This is a genomic window from Paenibacillus sp. y28 (assembly GCF_037137075.1).
GTDB lineage: Bacteria > Bacillota > Bacilli > Paenibacillales > NBRC-103111 > JBBBNV01.
The window spans coordinates 605268-623244 of the sequence record NZ_JBBBNV010000001.1 but is presented as its reverse complement, the minus strand read 5'-3'; the positions used below and the strand labels follow the sequence as shown (position 1 = coordinate 623244).

20 protein-coding genes are annotated in these 17977 nt (G+C 55.1%); 18 read left to right on the top strand and 2 right to left on the bottom strand.

What is annotated here, in order from left to right; genetic code table 11:
* Nucleotides 1-20 precede the first annotated feature (20 nt).
* On the top strand, nt 21-1478 hold the full coding sequence (locus tag WBG83_RS02870; protein WP_336742489.1) for a dihydrolipoamide acetyltransferase family protein: 1458 nt from the start codon (nt 21-23) through the stop codon (nt 1476-1478).
* 119 nt (nt 1479-1597) lie between these two features.
* On the opposite strand, the gene prli42 is transcribed toward WBG83_RS02870, so the two are convergent.
* Complete coding sequence (gene prli42 / locus WBG83_RS22560) at nt 1598-1696, bottom strand: stressosome-associated protein Prli42 (RefSeq protein ID WP_442955775.1); 99 nt, start codon at nt 1694-1696, stop codon at nt 1598-1600.
* A 96-nt stretch (nt 1697-1792) separates the two neighbouring features.
* On the opposite strand from prli42, the gene WBG83_RS02865 reads away from it, so the two are divergent.
* Nucleotides 1793-2923 (top strand): M20/M25/M40 family metallo-hydrolase, encoded by a 1131-nt coding sequence (locus tag WBG83_RS02865; RefSeq protein WP_336742488.1) that lies wholly within the window; start codon nt 1793-1795, stop codon nt 2921-2923.
* 104 nt (nt 2924-3027) lie between these two features.
* Here the strand turns inward: WBG83_RS02865 and WBG83_RS02860 are convergent, their stop codons facing one another.
* The gene (locus WBG83_RS02860) at nt 3028-3219 is read right to left on the bottom strand and encodes a hypothetical protein (RefSeq protein ID WP_336742486.1); all 192 of its coding nucleotides are present in this window, start codon (nt 3217-3219) and stop codon (nt 3028-3030) included.
* Nucleotides 3220-3311: 92 nt separating this feature from the next.
* Here WBG83_RS02860 and WBG83_RS02855 point away from each other — a divergent pair, with 92 nt between their 5' ends.
* The 16 genes from WBG83_RS02855 to sigF all read left to right on the top strand — a co-directional run bounded on the left by WBG83_RS02855 (nt 3312) and on the right by sigF (nt 17844).
* Nucleotides 3312-3863: an NUDIX hydrolase gene (locus WBG83_RS02855; protein ID WP_336742485.1), complete on the top strand. Its 552-nt coding sequence runs from the start codon at nt 3312-3314 to the stop codon at nt 3861-3863.
* On the top strand, nt 3863-5086 hold the full coding sequence (locus WBG83_RS02850) for an endonuclease Q family protein (protein ID WP_336742484.1): 1224 nt from the start codon (nt 3863-3865) through the stop codon (nt 5084-5086). Before WBG83_RS02855 ends, WBG83_RS02850 begins: the two co-directional genes overlap by 1 nt.
* Before the next feature lie 28 nt (nt 5087-5114).
* Nucleotides 5115-5774 (top strand): stage II sporulation protein M, encoded by a 660-nt coding sequence (gene spoIIM, locus WBG83_RS02845; protein ID WP_336742483.1) that lies wholly within the window; start codon nt 5115-5117, stop codon nt 5772-5774.
* A 130-nt stretch (nt 5775-5904) separates the two neighbouring features.
* On the top strand, nt 5905-6384 hold the full coding sequence (gene fur / locus WBG83_RS02840; RefSeq protein ID WP_336742481.1) for a ferric iron uptake transcriptional regulator: 480 nt from the start codon (nt 5905-5907) through the stop codon (nt 6382-6384).
* 212 nt (nt 6385-6596) lie between these two features.
* Nucleotides 6597-7745 (top strand): alanine dehydrogenase, encoded by a 1149-nt coding sequence (gene ald / locus WBG83_RS02835; RefSeq protein WP_336742629.1) that lies wholly within the window; start codon nt 6597-6599, stop codon nt 7743-7745.
* A gap of 77 nt (nt 7746-7822) precedes the next feature.
* The gene (locus WBG83_RS02830; RefSeq protein ID WP_336742478.1) at nt 7823-8056 is read left to right on the top strand and encodes a DUF4227 family protein; all 234 of its coding nucleotides are present in this window, start codon (nt 7823-7825) and stop codon (nt 8054-8056) included.
* Nucleotides 8057-8220: 164 nt separating this feature from the next.
* A complete protein-coding gene (gene xerD / locus WBG83_RS02825) occupies nt 8221-9126 on the top strand; it encodes a site-specific tyrosine recombinase XerD (protein WP_336742476.1) in 906 nt (301 codons plus the stop codon).
* 366 nt (nt 9127-9492) lie between these two features.
* The gene (gene deoB, locus WBG83_RS02820) at nt 9493-10665 is read left to right on the top strand and encodes a phosphopentomutase (protein WP_336742475.1); all 1173 of its coding nucleotides are present in this window, start codon (nt 9493-9495) and stop codon (nt 10663-10665) included.
* Nucleotides 10666-10696: 31 nt separating this feature from the next.
* Nucleotides 10697-11530, top strand: coding sequence for a purine-nucleoside phosphorylase (locus WBG83_RS02815; RefSeq protein ID WP_336742473.1), 834 nt, complete (start codon nt 10697-10699; stop codon nt 11528-11530).
* Nucleotides 11531-11547: 17 nt separating this feature from the next.
* Nucleotides 11548-12420: a purine-nucleoside phosphorylase gene (locus WBG83_RS02810; protein ID WP_336742472.1), complete on the top strand. Its 873-nt coding sequence runs from the start codon at nt 11548-11550 to the stop codon at nt 12418-12420.
* A gap of 316 nt (nt 12421-12736) precedes the next feature.
* Nucleotides 12737-13333, top strand: a complete 597-nt coding sequence (locus tag WBG83_RS02805; protein ID WP_336742471.1) for a stalk domain-containing protein — start codon at nt 12737-12739, stop codon at nt 13331-13333.
* 49 nt (nt 13334-13382) lie between these two features.
* Entirely contained in the window at nt 13383-14714 is a 1332-nt protein-coding gene (locus WBG83_RS02800; RefSeq protein WP_336742469.1) for a pyrimidine-nucleoside phosphorylase, read from the top strand.
* A gap of 231 nt (nt 14715-14945) precedes the next feature.
* Nucleotides 14946-16085: a D-alanyl-D-alanine carboxypeptidase family protein gene (locus WBG83_RS02795; RefSeq protein WP_442955781.1), complete on the top strand. Its 1140-nt coding sequence runs from the start codon at nt 14946-14948 to the stop codon at nt 16083-16085.
* Nucleotides 16086-16280: 195 nt separating this feature from the next.
* Nucleotides 16281-16634, top strand: coding sequence for an anti-sigma F factor antagonist (gene spoIIAA / locus WBG83_RS02790; RefSeq protein ID WP_336742468.1), 354 nt, complete (start codon nt 16281-16283; stop codon nt 16632-16634).
* Nucleotides 16634-17077 carry an anti-sigma F factor gene (spoIIAB, locus tag WBG83_RS02785; protein WP_336742466.1) on the top strand — a complete coding sequence of 148 codons (444 nt, stop codon included), beginning with the start codon at nt 16634-16636 and terminating at the stop codon, nt 17075-17077. Before spoIIAA ends, spoIIAB begins: the two co-directional genes overlap by 1 nt.
* 11 nt (nt 17078-17088) lie before the next feature.
* On the top strand, nt 17089-17844 hold the full coding sequence (gene sigF / locus WBG83_RS02780) for an RNA polymerase sporulation sigma factor SigF (protein WP_336742464.1): 756 nt from the start codon (nt 17089-17091) through the stop codon (nt 17842-17844).
* The last annotated feature ends 133 nt before the right edge of the window (nt 17845-17977 follow it).

The following is a 17977-nucleotide window of genomic DNA, read 5'->3' as shown; positions in this document are numbered from 1 at the left end:
TCGTCTTGGGAGGAACCGGAATGTCGGAGAACAATGTGCGGATTACGGAGGTCACGGTGCCACATTTGGCGGAAAGCCTTGTCTCCGCAACTGTCAGCCGCTGGATGAAGCAACCTGGTGACGATGTTGAGCAGTATGAGGTATTGTGCGAGCTTATTACGGATAAAGTGAATGTAGAGATGCCATCGCCCATTGAGGGGCGCCTGCTCAAAATTTTGGTCGGAGATGGAGAAACGGCAGATGTCGGAGCGCCGATGTGCTTGATCGAAGAGCCGGTAAGCGGTTCTGCAGCAGGCGGGAATACAAATGCCGGAACAGGAGCAGCCCCGGACAGCGGGAACGAGGGGAATGCCGCTGCAAGTCTCGAAAAGGTGGCTCCTGCCGCCGCAAAAGGCGGGCAAGACAGATCCGCGGTTCTGAACGTGCAGGCGACAGCTGACCAGCCGATGCGCGCTCGGTTTTCCCCGGCGGTTCAAAGTCTGGCAGCCGAGCACGGCATCGATTTGAATCAGGTGAACGGGAGCGGGCTTGGCGGCCGCATCACACGCAAGGATGTGCTGCTGGCTGTAGAGAGCGGAGCGGCCCGGCTTGGCAGCGCCGCCGCAGCTGGCACAGCGAATCCGCAGGGAGCTGCGGCAGGCAGGCAGGCTGGACAAATCCCGGAAGCAGTGGTGCAGGCCGCGGAAGGGCCGAAGGTGTCCGTTCGTACCACCGGGCTGCATTTGTCGGAGAGCGTCCGCATCCCGAGCATCGAGGTGGAGGGCCAAGAAGTGCCGGGCCGCGGGGAATATATTATCGATGTGACGCCAATCCGCAGCACGATTGCCCGCAACACCCGCCAAAGCGCCACGGAAATCCCGCACGCATGGACGATGATTGAGGTTGATGTTACGAATCTGGTGCTGCTGCGCAACAAGCTGAAGGATGAGTTTATCCGCAAAGAAGGCATTAATCTGACGTATCTTGCTTTTGTGATGAAGGCGGTCGTCAATGCGATCAAGGATTATCCGATTATGAACTCCGTATGGGCCACGGACAAAATTATTGTGAAGCGGGACATTAACATTTCCCTGCTCGTCGGCACCGAAGATTCGGTATTAAATCCGGTCATCAAGCAGGCGGACCAAAAAAACATCGCCGGACTGGCGCATGAAATTGATGAGCTGACCAAAAAAGCCCGGGCCGGAAGACTGTCACTCAACGACATTCAGGGCGGCACGTTTACCGTCAACAATACCGGTTCTTTCGGATCGATTTTATCTTATCCGATTATTGTGTACCCGCAGGCGGCCAATATGACCTTCGAATCTATCGTCAAGAAGCCTGTCGTCATTCAGGATATGATTGCTGTGCGATCCATGGTTAATTTGTGCCTGTCGCTGGATCATCGGATTTTGGACGGGGTCATTTGCGGAAGTTTCCTGCAGCGGGTAAAAGAAAACCTGGAAAGCTACGGGCCGGAAACGAAGCTGTACTAGAAATACGGGGAAAGAAAGCGGCAGAAGAGGATTGATTATTCCCGCCGATGCCACCGGGGATGAACCCGCGGCATCGGACTGGGGATACGAGGGCAGGCATAGCCTGGCCGGCGTGCCTGTTATTGCATAAACATGCCGGCGGTGTACAACACTACCGAGGAAATCATACAAACCAGCATGACGTACACCATGATTTTGACTATTTTTTTTTGAAACAAGGAAATCGCTCCTTTGGTACGCTGCCGATGGCAGCCGCAGGCTGAGGACTAGCTAAGCTCTATTGTATCGCATTTTGTGGCTGGGAGGAAACAGAAATGATTCAGCAATCGCGACTGGTCGAAGAATTTATCGAGCTTGTGAAGGTGGACAGCGAGACGAGGCAGGAACGGGAGATTTGCGACGTTTTGAAACGCAAGTTTGGCGAGCTGGGCCTTGATGTGGTCGAGGACGATACAACCGCCCAAACCGGACACGGCGCAGGCAACCTTATTGTAACCTGGAAGGCGGACGGCGCCGAGTGCCCGCCTATCTATTTCACGTCCCATATGGATACAGTAACACCAGGCAAAGGGATTAAGCCCCAGGTTGATGCGGACGGCTACATCCGCAGTGACGGGACGACGATTCTTGGAAGCGACGACAAGGCTGGCATCGCTGCGATGCTGGAGGCCATTCGGGTCATTCAGGAGAACAAGCTGCCCCACGGGCAGGTGCAGTTTATTATTACTGTAGGCGAGGAAGCAGGGCTTCACGGAGCACAATCGCTGGACCCGAAGCTGCTGCAAGCAGAGCTTGGCTACGCGCTGGACTCGAACGGCAAAGTCGGCGAAATCGCGGTGGCGGCCCCGACACAGGCCCGGATTCATATCGTCTTCCGCGGCAAATCGGCTCATGCCGGTGTAAATCCCGAGGATGGAATCAGTGCAATTCAAGTGGCCAGCAAGGCCGTATCCCGCATGTCGCTGGGACGTATCGATTTTGAGACGACCGCCAATATCGGCAGCTTTGCCGGAGGCGGAGCGACGAATATCGTGTGCGACAAGGTGGAGCTTCATGCGGAAGCCCGCAGCCTCGTGCAGGAGAAGCTGGAGAAGCAAATCGCGGCGATGAAGGAAGCGTGCCAGCTCGCCGCACAAGAAGCCGGGGCCGGCTACAGCTTTGACAGCGATATTATTTATCCCGCTTTTAAGTACACGGAAAAAGATGAAGTGGTGCAGCTGGCAATGAAAGCCATCGAGCGCATCGGCCGTCCCTCCAAAACGTTCCATACCGGCGGCGGCAGCGACGCCAACGTGTTCAACGGGATGGGGGTTCCGACCGTAAATCTCGCTGTAGGCTACGAGCATATTCATACGACGAAGGAGCAAATGCCCATTAGCGAGCTGGTAAAAACGGCGGAGCTGGTCGTCGCTATCGTACAGGAGACAACGGGGCTGAAGCGCTAATCGCGTACAAGCTGCTCTCAGGTGCTTGAATATAAGGGAATACGGGAGGAGTGGGACCCGTGTTCCTTTTTTACTACCGGAAAATGCAGACGAGACGAACCGGTTTATTTATCCGCTGTTTTGCGGCATGTTGATTTCCGGCAGGAAGCGGCAGGGAACATGCTGCGTTTGTCAAGAAATGCGCTTAACGGCAATTCAGGCGCCTGCTCTTCCAGAAACCAGCGCGCGAGCTGCTGGCGAATATCCCTGGCTTTGCCGGACATGCACAATTGGCGGGGCGACATAACGGTTTTCATAGAATCCCTCCAGGCTCAAGGTCTGATATAATACAAGCGTATGAACGGCTGGAAGAAGATAGAATCATAGATTACAGAAAAGAGGAAGCCGCATGAATAAATTTGAGGAAATTACAATCAGCTCGGAACCGATTTTTAAGGGGAAAATAATTTCGCTGCAGGTTGATCAAGTCCAGCTGCCTAGCGGCGAAACTGCGTCAAGGGAAATTGTCAAGCATCCTGGCGCTGTCGCCGTGCTGGCGCTAGTTGAGGACAAGATGCTTGTGGTGGAGCAGTACCGCAAGCCGCTGGAGCGCAGCCAGATTGAAATTCCGGCGGGCAAGCTGGATCAGGGGGAAGCGCTTGAGACTGCGGCCCGGCGCGAGCTGGAGGAGGAAACAGGCTACCATGGCGGGGAGTGGAAGCACATTTCGTCCTTTTATACATCGCCGGGCTTTGCCGATGAAATTGTGCATTTGTACTTGGCGGAAAATTTGACACAAGGCCAGGCTCGTCCCGATGAGGATGAATTTCTGACCTGCGAGCTGATTACACTCGAACAGGCGCAGCAGTTGATTAGGGAACAACGGATTAGCGATGCCAAGACCATTATGGCGGTGTATGCCTGGCAGCTGTACCGTCTGACCGGTCAAATCGGCGGCTGATGGCACTTCAAGAGGTTTATGTTGATCTGCATGTACACATCGGGCGTACGGAAGCCGGACAGCCGGTCAAAATCAGCGGAAGCCGCGATTTGACGTTCTATAACATCGCCAAGGAAGCATCGCAGCATAAGGGCCTGGATGTCATCGGCATCATTGACTGCCATTCCCCGCCGGTGCTGGAGGAGATGGAGCGCTATGTTGCCGCAGGTGAAATGCAGGAGCTGCCCGGTGGCGGAATCCGCTTCGGGCGGACAACGGTTTTGCTGGGCAGCGAGATTGAAATCAAGGACCCGGGCGCCGGCGCCGTACACATTTTGGCGTTTTTGCCGGACCTGCAGGCGATGCGGGATTTCTCTAGTTGGATGTCCAGGCACATGAAAAACGTGACACTCAGCTCCCAGCGCCTGTATGTGCTTGGACGCGCGCTGCAGGAGGAAGTGAAACGCCGGGGGGGCTTGTTCATTCCGGCACATATTTTTACGCCATACAAAAGTGTTTACGGCAGCGGCTCTTCCCGGCTGGCTCACTTGTTCGACCCTGCGTTGGTCGATGCGGTCGAGCTGGGGCTAAGCGCGGACACCGCAATGGCCAGCTTCATCTCCGAGCTGGACCCGATTCTGTTTGTCACGAATTCCGATGCGCATTCGCTGCCGAAGCTTGGCCGGGAATACAACCGGATGCGGCTTGCTGAACCGTCGTTCCATGAAATTGCGATGGCGCTCCGCGGGGAGCAGGGACGGGGGATTAGCGCCAATTACGGGCTGAATCCCCGGCTTGGCAAGTATCACCATACTTATTGTGCATCCTGCCAGTCTCTATTGATCAGCCGGGAGCAGGATGCCCGCCGCTGTCCGTTATGCGGCCATACCGGAATCGTGCGGGGGGTCATGGACCGCATCCTGGATATTGCAGACCGTGAGGAGCCGCTGATCGGGGCGCAGCGTCCGCCGTATATTTTCCAGGTTCCGCTGGAATTTATCCCCGGTGTCGGCCCCAAGCTGATGAACAAGCTGCTCTGCCGATTCGGGACCGAAATGAACATCCTTCATCAGGCCACCCGCGAAGAGCTGGAGGAAATTGCAGGAGCCGCCATTGCCGGTTCGATAGATTTGGCCAGACAAGGCCAGCTGTCGCTCGAAGGCGGAGGCGGAGGCGTGTACGGCAAGGTTACCCGACGACCATCATCCCGGGGTCATACTATCCGTCCTCCCGACATAGGGTAAGAAGAGGACAAGGTTTGGGGGGACGAGCATGAGCCCGGGAGTACGGACGTATGTGAAGGAGCATTTGGCACTGTTTTTATTTGTTTGTGTCCTGCTGACGATGGGCGTCGTATTCGGAGCGCTCCTGGTCGGAGCTTTATCGCCGGAGCAGAAGCAGGACATGTCGCGGTTTTTGAGCAGCTATTTCCACTATATTCATCAAAATGGCACGATGGGGAATACCCTTTCCTTTTGGGACGTATACAGCCAGCATATGAAGTGGATGCTGCTGATCTGGCTGCTCGGATTGTCTGTCATCGGGCTGCCCTTCATCTGGGTGCTCGATTTCCTGAAGGGGGTTCTGCTTGGCTTTACGATTGCTTATTTGGCGGGCGAGCTGTCGTGGAAGGGGCTGCTGTTCGCTCTTGTTTCCGTTGCCCCGCAAAATATTGTGCTGCTGCCGGCCATCGTTATCACCAGCGTCATGGGGATGTCGTTTACTATTTTTTTGTATCGGCACCGCCTGTTATCCGGGGATCGCTCCGGGTCTGTGATGCAGCAGCTCGTCCAGTATACCTCGGTAGTAGCTTCGCTCGGCATTCTGCTGGCCGGGGTCGCTCTGTTCGAGGTCTATGCATCGCCCCTGATGATGCAGCGGGTTAGCTCCATGCTGATTAGCGTGCTGGATGAAGCGGCTTCATTTCTGTAACACAATCTCCACGAAAAAGGACAGTCGCTTACAATTAATGGGTGTTCCTGTAGGGAAGCGTTGACTTCTTTCGCCAACTCCTTCTATAATAGTTACATGAGTTGAAGGTGCAAGTCGGAGGAGGAGCCGAATGGAATCGCGCATTGAAAAAATAAAACAGCAGCTGCAGTCCCAGGGCTACAAGCTGACGCCGCAGCGTGAAGCGACCGTTCGAGTCTTGCTTGAAAATGAGGAAGACCATTTATCTGCGGAAGATGTGTTTATGCTAGTAAAGGATAAGGCTCCGGAGATCGGTCTGGCTACTGTATATCGGACTTTAGAGCTTTTGAGCGAGCTTCATGTCGTAGAGAAGATGAATTTTGGCGACGGTGTGGCGCGCTACGATTTGCGGAATGAAAGCAACCGTCACCATCACCACCACTTGATTTGTGTGCAGTGCGGAGCCGTGGATGAAATTATGGAGGACTGGCTGACACCGCTGGAAGAACGGCTGGAGCAGGAATTTAACTTCAAGGTGCACGATCACCGGCTGGATTTCATGGGAGTTTGCCACCGCTGTAACGACAAACAAAAAGCAGAGAAAGAACCGGATTCGGATAAAAACGCTTGATGCTGCCTCATGCAGAAATCAAGCGTTTTTTATTTAAAACCGGGATGTACCTGCGTTTATTTGCGGATTTGTTTCGTTTCCGGCATGGATACCGCCCTGCTGCCAGGAGCAACTCGGCCACAATAATCATAAATAAAATGATGACAGTTCGGCACACTAGAAAGTGGAAACAAATCACGGCTAAGGAGGGAGATGCCATGACAGCGCAATCGATGATCATTGGTGTTCCGAAGGAGATCAAAAATAATGAGTACCGCGTCGCTCTTACACCTGCGGGAGCCGGGATGCTCCGAATGGCGGGACATGCTGTTGTTGTGGAGCGGGGAGCCGGTGAAGGCAGCGGCTTCAGTGACGGCGATTACGAGCAGGAAGGCGCTGTAGTGCTGCCGACCGCTGACGAGGTATGGGAGCAGGCCGGCATGATTATGAAGGTCAAGGAGCCGCTGCCGGAGGAATATGACCGTTTCCGGCCGAACCAGGTGCTGTTCACCTATTTACACCTGGCCGCTGCGGGCGGACTGGGGGCTGCGCTGCTGGAGAAGCAGGTGACGGCAATTGCTTACGAAACGATTCAGCTTGCGGGCGGAGGATTGCCGCTGCTTACGCCGATGAGTGAGGTGGCGGGCCGAATGTCGGTTCAGGTCGGCGCGCAATTTTTGGAAAAAATGAACGGGGGACGGGGGATATTGCTGGGCGGCGTTCCTGGCGTGCCTCCGGCGGATGTTGTGATTTTGGGCGGGGGGATCGTCGGCACGAACGCGGCCAAGATGGCCCTCGGGCTCGGCGCCAGCGTGGTGATTCTCGATCGCAGCTTGGACCGGATGCGGTATTTGGATGATATTTTTGGCGGCCGGGTACGGACATTAATGTCGAATCCGTATAACATTGCCTGCGCTGTCCAGAAGGCGGATTTGCTTATTGGGGCGGTCCTTATCCCGGGGGCCAGGGCGCCAAAGCTGGTGACCGATGCTATGGTGCAGACGATGAAAAAAGGGGCCGTTATCGTCGATGTCGCGGTCGATCAAGGCGGAACCATCGAGACGGTGGACCGGGTAACGACCCACAGCAATCCTGTCTATGAAAAGCATGGCGTCCTTCATTACGCGGTCGCGAATATGCCGGGCGCGGTACCCCGGACCTCGACGCTGGCTTTGACGAATGTGACGATTAGCTACGCCCTGGAGCTGGCGGCGAAGGGCTTCAAGCAAGCGGTAACGGACAATGAGCCGCTGCGGCTCGGCGTCAACACCTACAAAGGGCAAATGACGCATCCCGCCGTAGCCGAAGCGCTCGGTTATTCCTACACCCCCCTGATGAAGCTGTTGGAGGGAGACAAGGTCCGCTACGAGCATTTAAGCTGACGCCTCCGGGTTCATACGGCTTGGACCGCAGGCATACGATAAAAGGAGGGCAAAACTTCGGCAAAGGGGCAAAACCAATGATATTCAGTGTGCGCAAATGGTGGATGAGAGGGAAGTTTGTTTTTATGCTGCTGCTGCTGTCCTTTCTGCTATATCATCTGTTTCAATTTGTCTCCTCGTGGGTTGAGCCGATGCAGCGGTATAAAGAACCGAGCGGACGGGCGGTAAAAGCCTTCGAGCCGGACGGGGAGCCCGCACGTCCAGAGACGGTGCTGGACCGGCTCATTTTATTTTACTGGATCGGGGAATAGCCTGCGGAAGGGAGCCGGTTATACGTAACCCTCCTTCGGGCAGGAGTTTTGTACGGTCTTGTGGAATGTTTATTTAGAGAAACTGACATGACATGGTGTCCCGGCGGGCAGGTGAACGGAAGCCTTGCTTTTGCCGTGGACAGGCGTAAGGGGAGCGGCGCAGGTTGGAACAGGCCATTCAGGATTGGATAAACAGCTTGTCTCACGAACGGGGCTTGGCAGCAAATACGCTTCAATCGTATGAGCGGGATGTAAGGCAGTACATGCATTTTTTGAGGGACAGCTACGAGCTGTCCGGGTGGGGGGACAGCCGGAAGCTGCATTTGACGGCATTCCTTCTGCAGCTGAAGCAAAGCCGGAAAACGGCGGCGACGATTTCACGATCCTTGGCCGCGATTCGGGCCTTATATAAATATTTGCTGCGGGAACGGCTGGTGGACCACGATCCGTCCGTACATATGGAAGCTCCGCGAATCGACCGCAAGCTGCCGAAGGTAATCAGCCTGACTGACGTGGAGAAGCTGCTGGAAGCGCCGCAGACGGATACGGAAGCGGGTGTCCGTGACAAGACGATGCTGGAGCTGCTGTATGCAAGCGGCATTCGTGTGTCGGAGCTGGTCGATTTGAATGTGGACAGCATTAATCTGGATATGAGCTTTGTACGCTGTGTCGGGAGTGGCGGCAAGGAACGTATTATTCCGCTTGGCGGAATTGCCGTGGAGTGGCTCCGCCAGTATATAGGCGGCGCTCGCGCGGCGCTGGTAAGGCAGGATACACTAGCTGAGCCGGCGCTGTTCATCAGTCAGCTCGGCACCCGGATGACCCGTCAGGGCTTCTGGAAGCTGCTGAAAAAGTACGCGCAGGCCGCCGGAGTAGATGCGGACATTACACCGCACACCCTTCGTCATTCCTTCGCTTCGCACCTGCTGGAGAATGGCGCTGATTTGCGCGCCGTGCAGGAGATGCTTGGCCATGCCGACATCACCACCACACAGGTGTATGCCACGGTCACGAAAAAAAGGTTGAAGGATGTTTACGAGCTGGCCCATCCGCGGGCGAAGCAAAAGTAACGGGACAAGTTCACCGGCGGTTTTAAATTCCATAGTTCGCAGCCGGACTGCCGCAGCCAATTCATCGCTGGAATTCGAACCGCGTGCAGCGTACAATCCGTCGTAAAGCGCACCTCTTAGAAAAAGCATGGGTACAGCCTGATGGTTTGCCTGGTGCAATTTTTCGAAGGGGTGCCTTTTCTTCATGGCTTCGAGGTCGTAAGCCCCGGGCTTCCGGTGTAGCTAGGGAAACATGCTCTCTGCTCCGGTTGCCCCGTTACAGCGGCTTATGCGATAATAACTGCATGATCTGAAAATGTTAAACCTTGGATGCCTCATCATCCAGAAGCAGCCAAACGTGCTTGCAATGTACAAGGAGGGGAACCGGTGAGTTACCGCAGAATTATTTTTATCGTGCTGGACAGCGTGGGCATTGGCGAGCTTCCCGACGCGCCACGGTTCGGAGATGAAGGGGCGCATACCCTCGGCCATATTGCCGCCCGCCGGGGGCTGAAGCTGCCGAACCTGGCCCGGCTTGGTCTCGGGCATATTGCGCCCTTGACCGGAATTGATGCTGTAGAGGAGCCTTTGGGCGGCTATGGCAAGATGGTGGAAACCTCGGTCGGCAAGGATACGATGACCGGGCATTGGGAGCTGATGGGGCTGCGGGTGGATATCCCGTTTCAGACGTTCCCGGACGGGTTCCCGGAGGAGCTGCTTCAAAGGTTTACGGAGGCGACAGGCCGTCCGGTCATTGGCAATAAGCCGGCCTCCGGTACGGAAATATTGGTTGAGCTCGGCGAAGAGCAGCTTCGGACTGGGGCATGGATTGTATATACGTCAGCGGACAGTGTGTTCCAAATCGCCGCCCACGAGCAGAAAATCCCGCTGGAGGAGCTGTACCGCGGGTGTCAAATCGCCCGTGAGCTGACCCTGGAAGCGCCGTATGCGGTGGGCCGCGTTATTGCAAGGCCGTATACCGGAGAGCCGGGAGCCTTCGAGCGCACACCGAATCGTCACGATTACGCAGTGAAGCCCCCGGCGCCAACGGTGATGAACCAATTGAAGGACGCGGGGCTGGATATCATTGCAGTGGGCAAAATCAATGACATTTATTCCGGCGAAGGGGTTACCCGCGCCATGTCCACCACATCTAATGCAGACGGAATGGCGAAGACGAAGGCGGCCTTGGCAGAGGACTTCCGCGGATTGCTTTTTACAAATTTGGTTGACTTCGATTCCTTGTACGGGCACCGCCGCGATCCGCAAGGGTACGGTCAGGCGCTGGAGCAATTCGATGCCTGGCTGCCTGAGCTGATGGAGTCGATGCGCAGCGATGATTTGCTGCTATTGACCGCTGATCACGGCAATGACCCGTATCATAGCGGAACGGATCATACGCGTGAATATGTCCCGCTGCTGGCCTGGAGCCCTTCGATGAAGAGCGGGCGTTCTCTTGGCATTCGTGATACCTTTGCCGATGCGGGGGCGACGGTCGCTCATAATTTCGGGCTGCAGGCGGAATATGGCACGAGCTTTTTGAATGAGCTTGACAATTAAGTAAGGATGCCGAGATTGGGGAGGAAGCCGAATGATACGACAGGAACTGAGTTTGACGGACCGAATTAACCAGGCGAAGCAATTTATTGAAGAGGAAATCCCGTTCATGCCCCAAATCGGGCTTATTCTCGGATCGGGCCTTGGCGTGCTTGCGGAATCGGTGCAGAATGTTACGGTGATACATTACGAGGAAATTCCGCATTTTCCGGTCTCCACTGTGGAGGGACATGCGGGAGAACTGATAGTCGGCGAGCTGCAGGGGAAAAAGGTATTGCTGATGAAGGGCCGCTTCCATCTGTATGAGGGCTACTCGGCACAGCAGGTTGCGTTTCCGATCCAGGTGATGAAAGCGCTCGGGATTCATACCGTGCTGATTACGAACGCCGCCGGAGGCGTGAATGAACAGTTCGAGGCCGGAGACTTGATGCTGATTACCGATCACCTCAATTTGATGTACCGGAATCCGCTTATTGGTCCTAACGATTCCGAGGTTGGCGTGCGCTTTCCTGATTTGTCCGAAGCGTACAGCAGCAGGCTGCGGTCGGTGGCAATCGAATCGGCAGAGGAGCAGGGGGTTTCGCTCCGTCAGGGCGTGTACGCGGGACTGCTTGGCCCGTCCTACGAGACGCCGGCCGAGATTCGCATGCTGCGCAAGCTGGGGGCGGACAGCGTCGGGATGTCTACTGTTCCGGAGGTCATTGCGGCAAGGCATAGCGGTCTGGAGGTGCTGGGCATCTCCTGCATCACCAACATGGCGGCAGGCATACTCCCTCAGCCGCTGTCCCATGATGAAGTAATGGAAACGGCTCGTCGTGTACGCAAGCAATTCGCCGGGCTCATTCATGGCATCCTGGCCAAACTGTAGGAGGCATGGAGAAGACGATGACAATGAATCTGCAATCCGAACTGCTTGGCGCAGTAAAACAGGCTGCGGAATACATCCAATCCCGTATAACCGCTGCGGGCGCAGCGCTTCCGGAGTGGGGGCTGATTCTTGGATCCGGCCTGGGGGAGCTGGCTGATCAGGTTGAAGAGGGAGTCCAGATTGCCTATGGGGACATACCGGGCTTTCCGGTGTCCACCGTGGAAGGACATGCGGGACAGCTGGTCATCGGCCGGCTGGAGGGACGTCCGGTGGCCGTCATGCAGGGCCGGTTTCATTATTACGAGGGCTACAGCATGCGCCAGGTTGTGCTTCCGGTGTACGTGCTGCGCCGGCTGGGTGTACGTGTACTTGTGATTACGAACGCCGCCGGAGGCATGAACCGTTCCTTCCAGCCGGGGGATCTGATGCTTATCGAGGATCATTTGAATATGACGGGCGACAATCCCCTTATCGGACGCAACGACGCCGATCTGGGCGTTCGTTTCCCCGATATGTCCACCGCCTATGATCCGGAATACCGCTCGCTTGCCCGAACGCTGGCGGGCCGGATTCAGGGGGAAGACGGAGAAGCGCTTCGGCTTGTGGCGGGAGTTTACTGCGGGATCAGCGGTCCGGCGTACATGACTCCAGCGGAGCTGACGATGCTGGCTGAGCTGGGCGGCGATGCAGTAGGCATGTCCACTGTTCCAGAGGTGATTGCCGCCCGTCATGCGGGACTGCGTGTGCTGGGCATCTCCTGCATAACCGATATGGCAATCGGCGAGGAGCTTGAGCCGCTCACTCACGAGCAGGTGGTTGCTGTGGCCAACCGAACGAAGCCGAAGTTTACGCAGCTTATCCGGTTGTTTGTGCAAGAAGCGGCCGTGTAGCGGCGCAGGGCTTCCAAGACGCGGGGCCTGCGCGGAGAAACTGGTTTTACATTTCAAAACCGTCTTTGCTGCTTTTGTCCATGCAACCAGCGGCTGCAGCCTGCCAATAGATGCTATCGGCGGAGTGCGGCCGCTTTTGCCGTCAATGGCTCCCGCGGATTTTCCCATATTCAATAGCATCACTCCGTTTGCCGCATTCCCGATCCCATAACCGCCAAGCCTCCTTCTTTCGACAAGGTTTTGCACCATTTGCTAAGGAAGGAAATGCCAATGTATAATGAGTTTATACAACAATTGGGAGAGGGATGTGGCAGTGATGAAGAAATATGTCGCGGGTGTTTTGACTGGAGTGCTGTTAACCTGCTCAGTAACGGCTTTTGCGGATGATGCCCGGCAAATTATCGGCAAAGCGGTGGATGGTACCTTATCGTTAGTCATTGACGGCAAGGCATCGCCGAAGGATGTTATCGTCATTGAAGGCGACAGCTATTTTCCGGTCCGGGCGGCAGGGGAAATATTCGGCTATGAGGTAGGCTATGACGATGCGGCGAAGCAGGTGAAATTAACGAAGCCGAACAAAGGCGCAACGGGTACCGGTGGAACGAATGCGGACAAGCCTTTGGCTGTGAAATCCAGCGATCTGGCCTTGAATTCGACCAAGGTGTACCTGGTTGTCCAGGAGAACGGAGACCAGTATTTGCCGGTTATGGTATTTGAGAAATATGTCAGCAATGACGGGCAATACCTGACGGTAAATCTTGGACCGGGCAAAATCATCAGCTTTGCGAACAATCAGCCGTACGAAGCGGGCATTGCAGGCTATGTTTCGGACCAGATTTACGTAAAATTGTCTGCTCTGGGTCTAAAGGCTTCTGTAAGGGGCAACAATATTATATTGGATCGATTGCAATAAGTGCGGGGGCCAGTACGCGGCCTGTAGTTATAATGGGGAGTGAACGGACATGCGGACCGTGGATCTTATTCAAAAAAAACGGGATGGCGGGGAGCTGACCGCTGAGGAAATCAGCTTTCTGATTCAGGGCTACGCGGAAGGCCGCATCCCGGATTATCAAATCGCTGCATGGTCGATGGCTGTGTTTTTTCAAGGAATGACAGCCCGCGAGACCGCTGAGCTGACGCTGGCGATGGCCCGATCGGGCGACCAGATGGATCTCGGATCGATTCGGGGAGTGAAAGTGGATAAGCACAGCACCGGCGGCGTGGGAGATACGACGACACTGATCCTTGCCCCTCTTGTAGCCGCCGCCGGGGTTCCTGTGGCCAAAATGTCGGGTCGCGGGCTCGGCCATACCGGGGGCACGATCGATAAGCTGGAGTCGATTACCGGCTTTCAGGTGGAGCAGAATCGGGAAGACTTTATTGATTTGGTGAACAAGCATGGCGTGGCTGTGATCAGCCAGTCCGGCAACATTACGCCTGCGGACAAGCAGCTGTATGCCCTGCGGGATGTGACGGCGACTGTGAATTCAATCCCGCTCATTGCCAGCTCTGTCATGAGCAAGAAGATTGCTTCCGGTGCGGATGCCATTGTACTGGATGTGAAAATCGGCAGCGGCGCCTTCATGAAAACAATCGAGGATGCGATTCGGCTTGCGCAAGCCATGGTCGATATCGGAACGGAGGTTGGCCGGGAAACCGTAGCTGTTATTACCGGAATGGAGCAGCCGCTTGGCCGGGCCATCGGCAATGCGCTGGAGATCCGAGAGGCCATGGATACCTTGCGCGGACAGGGTCCTGCCGATTTGACCGAGCTGTGCCTGCTGCTGGGAGCTCATATGCTTGTGCTCGGACAGGCGGCTTTAACTGTCGAGGAGGGCTATGAGGAGCTGCAGCGTCTCATTGAAAACGGCTATGCCTTGAAAAAATTCAAGGAATTTGTTGCCGCCCAGGGCGGAACGCCGTCGTTCATTGATCAGCCGGGCCTGCTGCCGTCCGCAGGCCACAGCTTCACCGTGACCGCTCCGGCAAGCGGATTCGTCCACCGGCTGGAGGCGGAAGAAATCGGTATCTGTGCCATGATGCTCGGTGCCGGGCGAGAAACGAAGCAGTCAGCCATTGATCTCGGTGCCGGAATTGTCCTGCTCGCCAAAATCGGAGACGTGGTCGAAGCCGGACAGCCGATCGCCGAGCTGCATACGAGCCTGACCGACAGCAGTGTGCTGGAACGAATCCGCGAACGTCTGCTTGCCGCGGTGACGATTGCTCCGGAGCCTGCCTCTGCTCCGCCGCTAATCTATGCCATTGTAACGAAGGATGGCGTGAAAAGGGTCTGATTTTGGCCCAGGCGCAGGAGAAGTAAAAACAAGCTTCGAAGCTAGCCTATAACCGAAAGCCCCTGAATGTTCAGAGCTTATCTCTGAACATTCAGGGGCTTTTTGACTGGAGGAATAAATTCCCATCATTACGTCCAAACTAGAAAGCATCTGCATGCACGCCGAAGACCACTATCAGGAGGGGTAAGCATCGTGTTCAAAAAAGCATGGATCGTGTTCATTTGTTTGGGAATGCTGAGTAGTTGGCCGCTGACGGTTATGGCAGCCAAAGAGGAAAGCAAAGCGCAGGCGCCGGATCTCGCGCCAAACGCCAAGTCAGCAATTTTGATTGATGCTGATACCGGTACAGTCATTTATGAGAAAAGCAGCAATGAGAAGCTGCCGCCCGCCAGTATTACAAAGGTGATGACGATGCTGCTCATTATGGAGGCTCTGGATGACGGCAAGCTTAAAATGGGCGATAAGGTCAGTACAAGCGAACATGCCGCCTCTATGGGAGGATCGCAAATTTTTCTGGAGCCGGGCGAGGAAATGACGGTCGAAGAAATGCTGAAGGGCATTGCCATGGCCTCTGGAAATGACGCTTCCGTAGCGATGGCGGAGAAGATTGCCGGGACAGAGCAGGGCTTCGTGGACATGATGAATGAAAAAGCGAAGCAGCTCGGGCTGAAGAACACACATTTCGCGAACGTCAACGGCCTGCCTGCGGACAATCATTACACCTCGGCGGCCGATATTGCCGCCATGAGCCGCGAGCTGCTAAAGCACGAGGAGGTTACAAAGTTTACGGGCCAGTATCAGGATTACTTGCGCAAAGAGTCCGCGAAGCCGTTCTGGCTTGTAAACACGAATAAGCTGGTCCGTTTCTACAGCGGGGCGGACGGGCTCAAAACAGGCTATACCAGCGAAGCTAAATATTGCCTGTCAGCAACCGCTAAGCGCGACAATTTCCGGATTATCGCGGTGGTCATGGGAGAGCCGGATACAAAAACCCGCAATAACGAAGTCACACATATGTTTGATTACGCCTTCTCCCAGTATACGAATTACCCGATTGTGAAGTCCGGCGATGCGATTGGCACGCTGGAGGTCGAAAAGGGTGAGCAGGCGCTGGTTCCGCTTGTTGCGTCACGGCATTACAGCGTTCTCCTGCGTAAAGGCGAGCCGACGGATCAGATCCGTCATGAGCTGCAGCTGGATCCGAAGCTCAAAGCGCCGATTGAGGCCGGACAGCAGGTCGGAAAGCTGGTTGTGTTTAAGGGAGAGCAGACCATTGCCGAGTTTGCTATCGAATCGCCGGTGAAGGTGGAAAAGGCAGGCTGGTGGACCCTGTTCAAGCGGACCGGCAAAAAGCTGATGCTGCTCGATTAAACAACGCGCAGGTCTGCCGGATTCCGACACGTTTGTCGGACAGCCACTTCTTTTAGCGGAACGCTTCTAGTTTTGTCAGCTGGCAGGAACTGGCTCCTGGATTGTAGAAATGATTGAACATGCGAATCACATTCTGATTCTGCACTGAATCGGCTTGGCTTCGCCAAAGCCCGGCCCAAAGGAGTGAGCATGTTCATGAGTTTGCAGATCGAGATGGAGCATCACCGTAAAACCCTGATTGTCCGCTTAAAGGGAGAGCTTGACCATCATACGGCCGATACCGTCAAAGCACAGCTGGAGCGGGAGATTCTAAAAGGGAATGTGACTCACATTGTACTTAGCATGAAGGAGCTGACCTTCATGGACAGCTCCGGGATTGGCGTTGTGCTGGGCCGTTACAAGCAAATCACAAGCCGGGGCGGCAAAATGGTTGTCTGTGATGTCAGTCCCGCAGTGTACCGTTTGTTTGAAATGTCCGGGCTCTTTAAGATACTTCACTTCCAGGACAATGAGCATGAGGCCTTGTCCAGTCTGGAGGTCGTATCATAATGTATACCAACCATATGAGCCTGCAATTTGCCAGCAAGTCGGAAAATGAGTCGTTTGCTCGTGTTGCCGTCGCTGCTTTTATCTCTCAGCTGGACCCGACGCTGGATGAGCTGACCGATCTGAAAACGGTTGTCTCCGAAGCGGTGACCAATGCGATTATTCACGGGTATAACAACCGCGAGGACGGGATTATCCGGATCGAGGCCCGGATCGAGGGGGATGTCATTCTCTTGTCCATTGAGGACTTCGGGAGCGGGATTGAAGATGTGGAGGAAGCCCGCCAGCCGCTGTTCACATCCAAGCCTGAGCTGGAGCGGTCGGGAATGGGCTTTACCATTATGGAAAACTTCATGGATGAGCTGGAAATCGTAACCGCACCCGGACAAGGCACAACAGTGAGAATGGTGAAGCGAATCGAATCTAAAAAAGCGCTAGTGAACTAGGGGTTGGAGCTATGGACGTGGACTTGAAGCATGCCTCTCACAACTATCTTGACGACCAGGAAGTGAAACGTTTAATCGCGATGAGCCAAGCCGGAGACACAGTGGCCAGAGAAACCTTGGTACACTGCAATATCCGTCTCGTATGGTCTGTCGTGCAGCGTTTTTTGGGTAGAGGCTATGAGCCGGAGGATTTATTCCAAATTGGCTGCATTGGGCTGCTCAAATCGGTGGATAAATTTGATTTATCCTATGATGTAAAGTTTTCCACGTATGCGGTGCCGATGATCATCGGCGAGATTCAGCGTTTTTTACGTGATGACGGTACGGTCAAGGTCAGTCGTTCACTCAAGGAGCTAGCGAATAAAGTCAGGAAGACGAAGGACGAGCTGTCCAAGCGCATCGGCCGTTTGCCGACCATTAAGGAAGTGGCGGAGGAGCTGGGTCTGACCCCGGAGGAGGTCGTCTTTGCTCAGGAAGCAAACAAGCCTCCCACCTCGATACACGAAACGGTTTTCGAGAATGAAGGAGACCCGATTACACTGATGGATCAGATCGCGGATGAATCGCAGGACCGCTGGTTTGATAAGCTCGCCTTAAACGAGGCGATTAGCGCTCTATCCGAGCGGGAACGGCTGATTGTTTATCTGCGGTATTATCGGGACCAGACACAGTCGGAGGTGGCCGGTCGGCTGGGGATTTCCCAGGTGCAGGTGTCCCGGCTGGAAAAGAAAATTTTGCAATCGATCAAGGACCAGATCGCTCAATGAGCATCTGGTCTTTTTTTGCGTACGCCCAGCTAGTGAAGGAAGTGGAACGATGGCCTTCGGCGCAAGCAGGGCACGCCCGCTCCACCTCGCCGTCCGCGCATATTTATGGCTGATCTGGTAATTCTATAGCCAT

Excerpts from the sequence above, each read along its gene's own strand:
- WBG83_RS02870 (WP_336742489.1), top strand. The coding sequence starts at position 21 with ATGTCGGAGAACAATGTGCGGATTACGGAGGTCACGGTGCCACATTTG.
- WBG83_RS02865 (WP_336742488.1), top strand. The coding sequence starts at position 1,793 with ATGATTCAGCAATCGCGACTGGTCGAAGAATTTATCGAGCTTGTGAAG.
- WBG83_RS02860 (WP_336742486.1), bottom strand. The coding sequence starts at position 3,219 with ATGAAAACCGTTATGTCGCCCCGCCAATTGTGCATGTCCGGCAAAGCC.
- WBG83_RS02855 (WP_336742485.1), top strand. The coding sequence starts at position 3,312 with ATGAATAAATTTGAGGAAATTACAATCAGCTCGGAACCGATTTTTAAG.
- WBG83_RS02850 (WP_336742484.1), top strand. The coding sequence starts at position 3,863 with ATGGCACTTCAAGAGGTTTATGTTGATCTGCATGTACACATCGGGCGT.
- spoIIM (WP_336742483.1), top strand. The coding sequence starts at position 5,115 with ATGAGCCCGGGAGTACGGACGTATGTGAAGGAGCATTTGGCACTGTTT.
- fur (WP_336742481.1), top strand. The coding sequence starts at position 5,905 with ATGGAATCGCGCATTGAAAAAATAAAACAGCAGCTGCAGTCCCAGGGC.
- ald (WP_336742629.1), top strand. The coding sequence starts at position 6,597 with ATGATCATTGGTGTTCCGAAGGAGATCAAAAATAATGAGTACCGCGTC.
- WBG83_RS02830 (WP_336742478.1), top strand. The coding sequence starts at position 7,823 with ATGATATTCAGTGTGCGCAAATGGTGGATGAGAGGGAAGTTTGTTTTT.
- WBG83_RS02815 (WP_336742473.1), top strand. The coding sequence starts at position 10,697 with ATGATACGACAGGAACTGAGTTTGACGGACCGAATTAACCAGGCGAAG.
- WBG83_RS02810 (WP_336742472.1), top strand. The coding sequence starts at position 11,548 with ATGACAATGAATCTGCAATCCGAACTGCTTGGCGCAGTAAAACAGGCT.
- WBG83_RS02805 (WP_336742471.1), top strand. The coding sequence starts at position 12,737 with ATGAAGAAATATGTCGCGGGTGTTTTGACTGGAGTGCTGTTAACCTGC.
- WBG83_RS02800 (WP_336742469.1), top strand. The coding sequence starts at position 13,383 with ATGCGGACCGTGGATCTTATTCAAAAAAAACGGGATGGCGGGGAGCTG.
- WBG83_RS02795 (WP_442955781.1), top strand. The coding sequence starts at position 14,946 with ATGCTGAGTAGTTGGCCGCTGACGGTTATGGCAGCCAAAGAGGAAAGC.
- spoIIAA (WP_336742468.1), top strand. The coding sequence starts at position 16,281 with ATGAGTTTGCAGATCGAGATGGAGCATCACCGTAAAACCCTGATTGTC.
- spoIIAB (WP_336742466.1), top strand. The coding sequence starts at position 16,634 with ATGTATACCAACCATATGAGCCTGCAATTTGCCAGCAAGTCGGAAAAT.
- sigF (WP_336742464.1), top strand. The coding sequence starts at position 17,089 with ATGGACGTGGACTTGAAGCATGCCTCTCACAACTATCTTGACGACCAG.